Origin of the sequence: Virgibacillus dokdonensis (assembly GCF_900166595.1) — a bacterium.
Lineage (GTDB): Bacteria > Bacillota > Bacilli > Bacillales > Amphibacillaceae > Virgibacillus > Virgibacillus dokdonensis.
In genome coordinates this window covers 1,571,888-1,583,900 of record NZ_LT745763.1, presented here as the reverse complement: position 1 = coordinate 1,583,900, position 12,013 = coordinate 1,571,888, and the positions used below count along the sequence as shown (strand labels likewise).

Here is a 12,013-nt window from a genome sequence, read left to right as displayed (position 1 = left end):
ACACAGTATCAATGTATGAAAAGGAATGTTTATTGAACGATAATACATTTTATGCTAATAAGGGATAAGTTATGAACAAGTTTTAGAGTAGTTTTAAAAGAAGTTTTCTAAAGATTGCGCAGTTAACGTATTTGGTTTATGAGCTGGTGTCACATACAACTTACCGTTTAAAACGACTTCTCCTTCCTCATCCTTTGCAAGTACATTCATAGCTAGACACTGATTGCTCTCATCAATGGCAATTACTTCTAGAGAAATATCTACTTCGGAATTATGATAGACTGCTCTAGGGAAAACCATTTCGTGATGAATAATATGGCTTCCTGGCCCTGGCAATTCCATAGATACTAAAGAAGATACCATGCCATAAAGCATGACAGATGGCACGATTGGTTGTTTATAAGGTGTTAATGAAGCATAGTCATGTTGTAAATATAACGGGTTTGCATCATCCGTTAATCCTAAGTACAACAATAAATCTCGATCATTCATTCGAGTCGTTCGGCTGCACGTATCACCAATTTTGATATCATATAAGGATTTGCCTAACGGTCGTCTTTTTCCAATCAATCCTTTCATCCCCCTATCCATGTAAACGCTTTCTATTATAGCAAAAATTCAGTCATTTGCCAATCCATACGAGGTCATCTACTAAACTATTGCTTTTGTAGTACTTCACGAAATTCAGGGATAGTAGAAAAAGGGTACAAGCGCCCATTTAGCAACGTAGCGATTTAAGTACTGTTATCTCCAACTTAGACTTGATCAATTTCACATCTCCAAATCTTGAAGTGGGAGTCTTACAGCACCTTATGTTCGGGATAAATCATAAAAAGTGTTTGCTTTCCTATGGTACAAAAAACACATGAAACGACAATTTGTTTCATGTGTTTTTCGTTATGCTATAAGCCTTTAATTTAAGACATCTAACACTTTTTTAACAGAATCTGCCGATTTATCAAGTGCAGCTTTCTCCTCTTCCGTTAATTCAAGCTCGATGACCTTTTCTATACCATTTCCACCTAATACAGTTGGCACTCCAAGATAAATGTTTGAATAGCCATATTCTCCTTCAAGGTAAGCAATAGCAGGTAGAACTCGACGCTGATCCTTTAAAATTGCTTCGGCCATTACTGTAAGAGAAGCAGCAGGAGCATAGTAAGCACTTCCATTACCAAGTAACCCTACTATTTCTCCACCGCCTTTTCTTGTTCTTTCTACAATAGCATCTAAACGTTCTTTAGATATTAATGTTTCGAGTGGAATTCCTCCCGCATACGAGTAGCGAATTAAAGGCACCATATCATCCCCATGTCCGCCTAGTACAAATCCTGTTACATCTTTAACAGAAACATTTAATTCTTGGGCAACAAAAGTTCGAAAACGAGCTGTATCTAGTACACCTGACTGCCCAATCACCCGCTCTTTTGGCAAACCAGATTCTTTAAATACTGTGTATGTCATAGCATCAACTGGATTTGTTAATACGACGATATACGTTTCCGGAGAGTATTTCATAATTTCTTGTGTTACAGACTTCATAATCTTAGCATTTGTATTTACTAAGTCGTCACGACTCATTCCTGGCTTACGAGCAATCCCCGCTGTAATAATTACCAAGTCCGAGTCTTTTGTATCTTCATAATTCGAGGTACCAATAATAGACGCATCAAAACCCTGAACAGGACTAGCCTCTAGCATATCTAAAGCTTTACCTTTGGTTGGATCTTCCATATTAGGTATATCAACAAGCACAACATCACCTAATTCTTTTTGCGCAAGCATTAATGCAGTCGTCGCACCAGTGAATCCGGAACCGATTACAGAAATTTTACTTCTCTTTATTGCCATTATAAAAAACCCCTTTGTTCTATTTGGTATAAAGTTAGTCGATTAGTTCGGCAAAAACTTAACAATATCTATGTGTGCATTCATCACACAATAGACGTAAGTTTTACGTCTATTGTGCAGCAAATCCGTTATTAGTCCATGTTTTTAATTAATTCTTTTCCAAACTCGGAACATTTCACTTCTTTAGCACCGTCCATTAAACGTGCAAAATCATACGTAACGACCTTAGAAGCGATTGTTTTATCCATCGCTTTCGTAATCAAGTTAGCTGCCTCTCTCCACTCCAGATGTTCAAGCATTAAAACAGCAGACAGAATAACAGATGAAGGATTTACTTTATCCATGCCTGCATATTTAGGAGCTGTCCCATGTGTCGCTTCGAAAATAGCATGCCCTGTATCATAGTTAATGTTTGCCCCTGGAGCTATGCCAATTCCTCCTACTTGTGCAGCAAGAGCATCAGAAATATAATCTCCATTTAAATTCATTGTTGCTACTACATCAAACTCTTTTGGACGCGTGAGAATTTGTTGTAAGAAAATATCTGCAATCGCATCTTTAACAATAATTTTCCCTGCAGCAACTGCTTCGTCTTGCGCTTTGTTAGCAGCATCCTTACCTTCTTTTTCAACAATGCGATCGTATTCTGCCCAAGTGAATACTTGATCAGCAAATTCTTGTTCTGCTACTTCATATCCCCAATTTTTAAAAGCGCCTTCTGTGAACTTCATGATGTTACCTTTATGTACTAAAGTAACACTTTTGCGTCCTTCATTGAGTGCATATTGGATACTAGCACGCACCAAACGTTTCGTTCCCTCTTCAGATACTGGTTTAACACCAATTCCAGAAGTTTCAGGGAAACGAATATTGGAAACGTTCATTTCTTCTTGTAAAAAATTAATAACTTTATCTACTTCTTCTGAACCTTTTTGCCATTCAATTCCTGCATAAATATCTTCTGTGTTCTCACGGAAAATGACCATGTCCACATCTTCAGGGCGTTTAACTGGAGATGGAACACCGTCGAAATATCGTACCGGACGTAAGCACGTAAATAAATCAAGTTCTTGACGAAGTGCCACGTTTAATGAGCGGAACCCGCCGCCAACAGGGGTCGTTAACGGCCCTTTAATAGCAATTTTATATTGGTTAATTTTATCTAATGTATCTTGAGGTAGCCATTCGCCTGTTTTATCGTAAGCTTTTTTTCCAGCGTATACTTCCAGCCAATCAATTGCTTTCTCCCCATTATACGCTTTCTCCACAGCAGCTTCGATTACTTCACGCGCAGCTGACCAAATATCTGGTCCTGTTCCATCACCTTCAATAAATGGTATAATCGGATGGTTTGGTACATCCATTTTTCCATTTTCTACAACAATTTTTTCTCCCTTTGTCATAACAATGATTACCTCCTAAATTCATTCTGTATATAGTTTAGCAAAAATAAGTCCCAATGAACATCTTTTGCACACTGCCCTTATTTATAAGGATCATTTTCTCTTCGTTGCTATAGTAGAAAATAATCGGTTAATCTACAATTAGCTACATACTATCGTTTATCAATTGTACTATATTCTGGTGAGATAGGCCCTGTATATTCTGCACGTGGACGGATTAAACGATTATTAGCGTATTGCTCAAGAATATGAGCTAGCCATCCCGATGTTCTACTTACTGCAAAAATCGGTGTGAATAAATCATGATCAATTCCTAGGCTGTGATATACAGAAGCAGAATAAAAGTCGACATTTGCCGGCAAACCTTTGTGATCTTTTATATAATCTTCAATTTTAACTGACATTTTATACCATTTAGGTTCGCCAATTAATTCTGTTAATTGTTTCGACATTTCTTTTAAAAACTTCGCCCTTGGGTCTCCACCTTTATAGACACGATGACCCATTCCCATGATTTTCTCTTTATTGTCTAACTTTTCTTGAATGTAAGGGATCGCATTTTCTTCTTCTCCAATTTCTGTAAGCATCTTCATAACGCCCTCATTGGCTCCACCATGTAGCGGACCTTTTAATGCACCAATTGCAGCTGTAACACCTGAATAAATATCAGACAGTGTTGCAACACATACTCTTGCTGTAAAGGTGGAAGCATTAAGTTCATGGTCTGCGTGAAGAACAAGTGCTTTGTTCATAGCTTCTACTTCAATTTCTTTCGGCTCTTTACCATTTAACATGAATAGTAGATTTTCAGCATAATTATAACTTAGCTTAGGCTGAACAGGGTCCTTTCCTTTACGGATTCGTGCAAAAGCGGTTACGATAGAGGCTATTTTTGCTTGAATACGAATAGCTTTTCGCTTGTTTGCTTGCGCTTCCATTACTTCTGCTTCTTCATCGTACAAACCTAACATAGAAACGGCGGTGCGTAGAGCAGTCATTGGATGTACAGTTGACAAATCATAAGAATGTAGATGTTTAATAATTGCTTCTGGTACTACCATATTTGAAGCAAGCTCTTTTTTTAATTCGTCTAGCTCATCTTGTTTCGGAAGTCTTTGATTCCATAGTAAAAAAATCACTTCTTCAAAACTGGAATTTTTAGCTAAATCATCAATCTTATAGCCTACATATGTAAGCTGATCATCTATTATAGAACTAATTGACGATTGAGTTGCTACAACTCCCTCAAGCCCCTTCGTTGTTGTTGTCATAACAAACCCTCTCCTTTGTAAATTATTCAGTGTACTATCTTTCGACATACAATCTAAGAACTAAATAATATCCCCCAATGATAATTATAAAGTATTATGAATCTAATGTGAATTGAAACCGATTAAACTTACTATTAAATTTTACTAGAAGCTTGCATATTTTGCAAAAAAGAGTTTCCTTAGCTTCAACTTTGGTGATAAGAAAGGCTAAGTTACAGCAAAAAAGACAGTAGTATTTACCCACTAAAATAAGACTATAAACTAAAAAACTAAGAAAATAAAAGACTCAAAAATTTTATTCTAATTTTATTTGGACTTGCATAAATATCAAGTAAGTTTTAATGAGTGGGGGAAGTTGTCTTTATACTTAAACGACGCTTTAATTTTTATAGGAAAGCATCAAATTTTTATGCTTTATCATATAAGTAAACCGACGGCGTTCCATTCCTATAAAGACTTGGCGATAGCCAAGTTTTCTCCTATTTTAAAAGGGTTTATTTTCATACTACATGTTAGATTGTTCAAGCGAGGAGTACTTCTCTGTTTAACTAACAGAAAGGAATTTATAAGAAAAGGGATTGAGGTTTTAAAGATGTACAAGCCAAGATTATACCAATTATTGCGTTTTATAATTGTAATAACACTTACTATTTTAGGCTATCTGTTACTAACTGTAGGTTTCTCCTATTTATATCCATTACTTATAGCTAGTATTTTAGCGATGGCAATAAACCCAGTTGCTAATTTTTTTGAGGAAAAATGGAAACTTCCTCGGATGATGGCAGTAAGTGGAACCATGTTATTTACGTTTGCTTTTCTAAGTAGCATCGTATTTATTCTATTTTCTGAATTTATGCAAGGCACTACTTTTTTAGCAACACACCTCCCAGACTATGTGCAAACGTTTAGCAATTATGTAACAAGTATTTTGGATCAAAAAATCATGCCACTATATGAGAAAATGACGACGTACTTACAAGCATTGGACACTTCCCAACAAGAAGCGATAAACAATTCCGTCAAACATATTACAGAACATATTAGTGCGAAACTTTCGGAATCGCTCCAATTCATTTTATTGCAAATTCCTTCTTTATTTACTGCGCTTCCAAGTTCCTTTACTGTAACGGTTTTTATCTTATTAGCAGCTTTTCTAATAGCAAATGATTACCAACAAATTTCCTTGTTCAGTCAAAAAATAATCCCTCATTCACTGCAAACTAAAATAAATAGTGTACAAATGCAATTTAAGAAAACTGTCATCGCATATGTAAAGGCTCAGCTTATTTTAGTAATCATTTCTGCTGTTTTAGTATATATAGGTTTAAAACTCTTACATGTTAATCATGCGTTTACCATTTCGCTATATGTTGCTTTCGTTGACCTTATTCCGTATGTCGGATCTGGCATTATTTTCTTTCCGTGGATGATTTATTTATTTATAGTTGGTGATCATGCTTTAACGATTCAATTAGCGATTCTATACGGTTCTATTGTCATTGTTAGACAAATAATTGAACCAAAAATTTTATCTTCTAGTATGGGGACACACCCACTAGTAGCGCTTATTATACTGTTTATCGGGCTACAAATTTGGGGAATCATTGGATTTATTATTGCTCCCCTTATACTTATTTCCATACAAGCTTTTTATCAAGCAGGTATATTTCAAGATGTATGGAAATTTATTAAAGGTTAGTGCTACCACCTCCGATATATAATAGTTCGTTTATTGATTAGATATTTTAAAAATTTTTCTATTCTTTGGTTGAACAGCTTTCGAGTCGTTGGAATAACTAGTAAAAATCCAACTATATCTGAAATAAAGCCTGGAGTTACTAATAATACAGCACCTATTAGAATACAAATTCCATCAATAATATAGCCTGTTGGGGCTTCGCCACGTTGCATCGAAAGCTGCGCGCGGTTCCAAGTTTCTATCCCTTGTTGTTTTGCTAAATAAAAGCCCACCGCTCCAGTAAGGAGAACAAAGCCTACAACCCACCATGGACCTATCCAACCTCCTATCCAAATAAAAACACCTATCTCTAGAGCAGATAAGATAAATGCAACAAGTAAAAATATTTTCATACTGCACACCTCCTGATCAAACTATATCATACGCTATCCGTATAAAACAGCTTAAACTTTCATAGCCTATAACATAAAAAAAGAGGGCGAAACGCCCCTTTTTTATGTTATAGAACTTTCGTATGTCCTTGATAAATATCACCATTTGCTCCATCAATTGTAATAATTTCCCCATCTTTAATGTCTTTAAACACGTTTTTAACACCAACAATAACAGGGATACCTAGGCTTAATCCTACCACAGCAGCATGGGAAGTTAAGCCACCTTCTTCTGTAACGATCCCAGCAGCCTTTTCAATCGCAGGCATCATTTCGCGATCTGAGCCATATGTTACTACAATGTCTCCTTCACTTACTTTGCTTACTGCTTCTTCTGCTGATTTAACAACAACAGCTTTACCAAAAGCACTTTTTCGACCGATTCCTTGTCCACTAGCAATCACATTACCAATTACGTGCACTTTTAACAAATTTGTAGTTCCACTTTGACCGACTGGAACTCCGGCTGTGATGATAACGCGATTACCATGTTCGACCATGCCAGAACGCAACCCACGTTCTACTGCAATATCGAGCATTTCATCCGTCGATTCAGCCCGTCTACACATAACGGCATGAACTCCCCATACTAAGGAAAGCCTTCGATTTATTCTTTCAGAAAAAGTAACAGCAAGGATTGGTGAATGCGGACGATATTTAGATATCATTCTTGCGGTATGTCCACTTTCTGTCGGAGTTATAATAGCACTTACTGCTAAATTCATAGCTGTATGCGTAACGGATTGACTAATTGCGTCAGTAATTGTCATATCAACATTTCTAGATCGATCTTTCAATATAGAAGAATGATCAATTGCTGTCTCCGCTTTAACTGCAATATTGCTCATCGTTTGCACCGATTCAACTGGATAATCACCTGCTGCTGTTTCGCCTGAGAGCATAATTGCATCTGTACCATCAAAAATAGCGTTAGCTACATCTGAAGCTTCTGCTCTTGTTGGGCGAGGGTTACGCTGCATTGAATCAAGCATTTGTGTTGCCGTAATAACAGGCTTACCAACTGTATTGCACTTTCTAATTAATTGTTTCTGTACTAAAGGTACATCTTCAGCAGGTATTTCAACCCCCAAATCACCACGTGCAACCATTAGCCCATCACTTACTTCTAAAATACTATCAATATTATCGACACCCTCTTGATTTTCAATCTTAGGGATGATCTGTATATGTGTTGCATTATGGTTTTCCAAAAGCTCTTTTATTTCCAATACGTCTGATGCGCGTCTTACAAAAGAAGCTGCAATAAAATCGATATCCTGCCCTATACCGAAAAGAATATCATTTGCATCTTTTTCTGTAATACCTGGTAAATTCACAGATACATTAGGGACGTTAACGCCTTTTTTGTTTTTAATTACCCCACTATTCAGTGCAACTGTCTTTAATTCTTGATTAGCCTTATTTACTTCTTTTACTTCTAATTCAATTAAACCATCATCTAACAAAATCTTCGAGCCTTCATGGACATCATCAATTAAGCCAGGATAAGTGACAGAAAAACGTTCTGCAGTACCTTCCACTTCTTTCATAGATACGTAAACAGTTTTACCTTGCATGAGTTCTGCTTGTCCATCAACAAAATCATGCGTTCTGATTTCAGGACCTTTTGTATCCAAGAGAACAGCTACCGTTTTCCCCGTTTTCTCCGCCGCAGCACGGATGTTTTTGATGCGATCTGCGTGCTCCTCATAGTTTCCATGTGAAAAATTAAGTCGAGCAACATTCATGCCACATTCCATCAAATTTTCTAATTTCTCAATTGACTCTGAAGCTGGGCCAATCGTACATACAATTTTAGTATTTCTCATTATAGATCCTCCTTACATAGTCCGTACAGCTGCATTTTTAAATCGATAACTCTTGAGAAAGTTTATACATATCATCGTTTATCATGTGCTTATCATGAAGGACTTTTGAAATATCATGATCAACTAATACATTTTTTTCAATTCCTACCATTCTACCTGCTTGACCCTCTAATATTAAGTCAACAGCTTGTGCACCAAGTCTACTTGCAAGCACTCGATCAGAAGCACTTGGAGATCCACCTCTTTGTATATGTCCTAAAACAGTAACTCTCGTTTCTAAATCAGTAGATTCTTCAATTTGTTTTCCGTAATCAAACCCACTGCCTACTCCCTCAGCTAAAACAATAATACTATGTTTTTTACCACGTTTACGACCGCGCTTCAATTTATTTACAACTGTTGCAAAATCTTCTTCTCTTTCTGGAATAAGGATACTCTCTGCACCATCGGCTAATCCTGCCCATAATGCTAAATCGCCAGCATTTCTCCCCATAACTTCAATGATGTATGTTCTTTCATGAGAAGTTGCTGTATCGCGAACTTTATCAATTGCTTCAATTACTGTATTTAATGCTGTATCGAATCCAATTGTAAAATCTGTACCTGCAATATCATTGTCAATCGTTCCTGGTACGCCAATGCAAGGATAGCCTTTTTCTGTTAGCTTTTGCGCTCCACGAAAGCTACCATCGCCTCCGATTACAATCAAGCCTTCAATGCCAAATTTATTTAGCTGTTCAATGGCTTTCTCTTGGCCGGCATCTGTTTTAAATTCTTCACTTCTTGCAGAATATAGAATTGTACCTCCACGATGAATGATATCACCAACAGAACCAATTTCCATTCGTTCTATATTACCTTCCATTAAACCTTGATAGCCGTATTTAATGCCATAGACTTCAACGTTATGGTAAATAGCTTTTCTAACTACTGCTCGAATAGCAGCATTCATCCCTGGTGCGTCTCCACCACTTGTTAATACACCTATTTTTTTCATTGTTACATTCCACCTCTGGTCTTACAAGTTTAATTTAGAAAAACTCAGCTTATCACCAGCCTTTAGCGAATGCTTCCGTTTTTCTTAGGCTACAACTTCTAACATTTATAACTTTCCTATCGTATTAGAAAAACTTGGCTTGTCGCCAAGTTTTATGGCGAAAGCTGTAGTTTTCTTATACTATAGACCTTTAAACTTTTATACTTTCTTATAGTATAAAAAAGGTCCTCTCTTAAAAGATAATGGGAAATGCTTAAAATAGCAATCGAAAGCTTGTAAAATAATGCACATTTTAAAATGTAAGCCCTTTTTTTGAACGTTTTTTTACAAACGTTGTTACTTGCACTAATTGAAGATTCACTTTATACTTCCCTATAATGTAAAAAATAATGCAACACTTTGTACGCAAGACAATGAGAATTGAGAATAGAGGGAGACAAAAATTCTGCCTACCCCCTTATCATCACAAACATATTTCTCCCATGAGCCTTCTTTTAAATAGCATAGTTACACGAATTTGTTGCTCTTCTGAAATTCATCCCTTAAAGTTTTCGAGTATAAAACATATGTTTATTTATCATATTGTTCGTAATTAAAGGATCTGATAGGAACCCATTTTCTTATACTTTTCCCATCTTTTTTCAAGTAATTCTTCTATAGAATACTTTTCTAATGTACGTAACGAATGATCGATTACTTCGTTTAAATAACTTGCTTGTTGGTTTAAATCACGGTGCGCTCCGCCCTTAGGCTCTGGTATAATTTGATCAATTAACCCAAGTTTTTTCAAATCATAAGCAGTTATTTGCATAGATTCTGCTGCTTGTTGCGCATAGCTAGCATCTTTCCATAATATAGAAGCTGCCCCTTCTGGAGAAATAACGGAGTAAGTGCTATTTTCTAACATAAGAATTTCATCACCAACTCCAAGTCCTAATGCACCACCACTGCCACCTTCACCTATAACAACACAAATAATAGGGACGGTTAGTCCCGCCATTTCTATTAAATTTCTTGCAATAGCTTCACTTTGACCCCTTTCTTCTGCTGCTTTTCCTGGATAAGCTCCTTTTGTATCGATAAAGCAGATAATTGGTCTTGAAAATTTTTCCGCTTGTTTCATGTGACGTAATGCTTTCCGATAACCTTCCGGGTGTGGCATCCCAAAATTACGGCGAATATTTTCTTTTGTATCCTTACCACGTTGATGACCGATTACGGTTACAGGTTTTTCTTTATAAAAAGCCAGCCCTGTAACAATAGCAGCATCATCTCCAAATGAACGATCCCCATGAAATTCGATAAAATCAGTAAATAATTGCTCAATATAATCTAAAGTAGTTGGTCGTTCAGGGTGCCTGGCTAATTGGACTCGATCCCATGGCTGTAAATTGCCATAAATATCTTCTTCCAATACAGCAAGACGCTTTTCTAATGTTCTAATTTCCTCTGTTAAATCTATATCACTATCGGAGGTGAATCGTTTTAATTCTGCAATTTTTTCTTTTAAGTTTACAATGGGCTTCTCAAAATCCAACACTTGCTTCATGATTCTTTCCCACCTTTTTGATGAAACGATAACAATAGTGCTAAGGTACTCTTCATATCTGATCGATGAACAACTTTATCCAATTGACCATGCTTTAACTGGAACTCAGCCGTTTGAAAGTCATCCGGCAGTTTCTCCCTAATCGTTTGTTCTATAATCCTTCTACCAGCAAAACCAATTAACGCGCCCGGTTCTGCAAGATGATAATCTCCAATAGAAGCAAAGCTTGCCGAAACGCCGCCTGTAGTAGGGTGAGTCATAACTGATATCATTAGCCCCCCTGCATCACTAAAAAGTTTTACAGCTACAGAAGTTTTAGCCATTTGCATTAAACTTAGCAATCCTTCTTGCATTCTCGCGCCTCCTGAAGCCGTAAAAATAATAAATGGGATCTTTTCTTCTTTTGCTTGTTCAATGGCACGAGCTATTTTCTCACCAATTACCGATCCCATACTTCCCATACGAAATGAAGAGTCCATTACGGCAAAAGCTGTTTCTTTACCATCGATAGTACCTTTCCCAGTAACTACGCCTTCACGAAGACCTGTTTTTTCCTGATCTTTCTTTATTTTTTCTTCATATCCAGGAAAATCTAAAGGGTTGCCAGTTGATAATTGCTTGTCCCACTCCTCAAAACTTGCTTCATCAAATAATGTTTCAATTCGTTGCCAGGCCTGTAATGGATGATGATAATCACAATGAGGGCATACTTGTAAATTTTTGTTCATCTCTTTGCGATAATAAATCTTATGACACCCACTACATTTTTGCATTAAACCTTCAGGCACATCCGTTTTTGCTTGTTCACTTGGAATAGATGCGTATCTTTTTCGCTTGCCAAAAAAATCTTTAAGCAAGACAATTCCTCCTTTTTTTCAAAACGACCCCTAATACGTATGATGAAGCTATGGCTTATATACGCTCAGAAATGTATTATGTTCGTTTAGAGAAACAACAAAAGAAAATTCTTACTTATAAGTCTT

General features: G+C 36.6%; 10 protein-coding genes. 1 reads left to right on the top strand and 9 read right to left on the bottom strand.

The window, feature by feature from the left end; translation table 11 throughout:
• Window positions 1–93: 93 nt before the first annotated feature.
• The 4 genes from B2C77_RS08885 to citZ all read right to left on the bottom strand — a co-directional run bounded on the left by B2C77_RS08885 (window position 94) and on the right by citZ (window position 4,525).
• On the bottom strand, window positions 94–579 hold the full coding sequence (locus B2C77_RS08885; protein WP_237342724.1) for a MaoC/PaaZ C-terminal domain-containing protein: 486 nt from the start codon (window positions 577–579) through the stop codon (window positions 94–96).
• Between the two features lie 333 nt (window positions 580–912).
• The gene (mdh, locus tag B2C77_RS08880; protein WP_073010117.1) at window positions 913–1,851 is read right to left on the bottom strand and encodes a malate dehydrogenase; all 939 of its coding nucleotides are present in this window, start codon (window positions 1,849–1,851) and stop codon (window positions 913–915) included.
• Window positions 1,852–1,982: 131 nt separating this feature from the next.
• Entirely contained in the window at window positions 1,983–3,254 is a 1,272-nt protein-coding gene (gene icd, locus B2C77_RS08875) for an NADP-dependent isocitrate dehydrogenase (RefSeq protein WP_077703296.1), read from the bottom strand.
• A 152-nt stretch (window positions 3,255–3,406) separates the two neighbouring features.
• On the bottom strand, window positions 3,407–4,525 hold the full coding sequence (gene citZ, locus B2C77_RS08870) for a citrate synthase (RefSeq protein ID WP_077703295.1): 1,119 nt from the start codon (window positions 4,523–4,525) through the stop codon (window positions 3,407–3,409).
• Between the two features lie 592 nt (window positions 4,526–5,117).
• Here citZ and ytvI point away from each other — a divergent pair.
• Window positions 5,118–6,224 (top strand): sporulation integral membrane protein YtvI, encoded by a 1,107-nt coding sequence (gene ytvI / locus B2C77_RS08865; protein ID WP_176087301.1) that lies wholly within the window; start codon window positions 5,118–5,120, stop codon window positions 6,222–6,224.
• A 2-nt stretch (window positions 6,225–6,226) separates the two neighbouring features.
• On the opposite strand, the gene B2C77_RS08860 is transcribed toward ytvI, so the two are convergent.
• The 5 genes from B2C77_RS08860 to accD form a co-directional block, all read right to left on the bottom strand.
• Window positions 6,227–6,616 carry an FxsA family protein gene (locus B2C77_RS08860; protein ID WP_077703293.1) on the bottom strand — a complete coding sequence of 130 codons (390 nt, stop codon included), beginning with the start codon at window positions 6,614–6,616 and terminating at the stop codon, window positions 6,227–6,229.
• Between the two features lie 107 nt (window positions 6,617–6,723).
• On the bottom strand, window positions 6,724–8,484 hold the full coding sequence (gene pyk / locus B2C77_RS08855; protein WP_077703292.1) for a pyruvate kinase: 1,761 nt from the start codon (window positions 8,482–8,484) through the stop codon (window positions 6,724–6,726).
• Between the two features lie 37 nt (window positions 8,485–8,521).
• Window positions 8,522–9,481 carry a 6-phosphofructokinase gene (gene pfkA / locus B2C77_RS08850; RefSeq protein ID WP_077703291.1) on the bottom strand — a complete coding sequence of 320 codons (960 nt, stop codon included), beginning with the start codon at window positions 9,479–9,481 and terminating at the stop codon, window positions 8,522–8,524.
• A 592-nt stretch (window positions 9,482–10,073) separates the two neighbouring features.
• Window positions 10,074–11,030, bottom strand: a complete 957-nt coding sequence (gene accA / locus B2C77_RS08845; protein ID WP_073010095.1) for an acetyl-CoA carboxylase carboxyl transferase subunit alpha — start codon at window positions 11,028–11,030, stop codon at window positions 10,074–10,076.
• Window positions 11,027–11,887: an acetyl-CoA carboxylase, carboxyltransferase subunit beta gene (gene accD / locus B2C77_RS08840; RefSeq protein ID WP_077703290.1), complete on the bottom strand. Its 861-nt coding sequence runs from the start codon at window positions 11,885–11,887 to the stop codon at window positions 11,027–11,029. Before accD ends, accA begins: the two co-directional genes overlap by 4 nt.
• Window positions 11,888–12,013 lie beyond the last annotated feature (126 nt).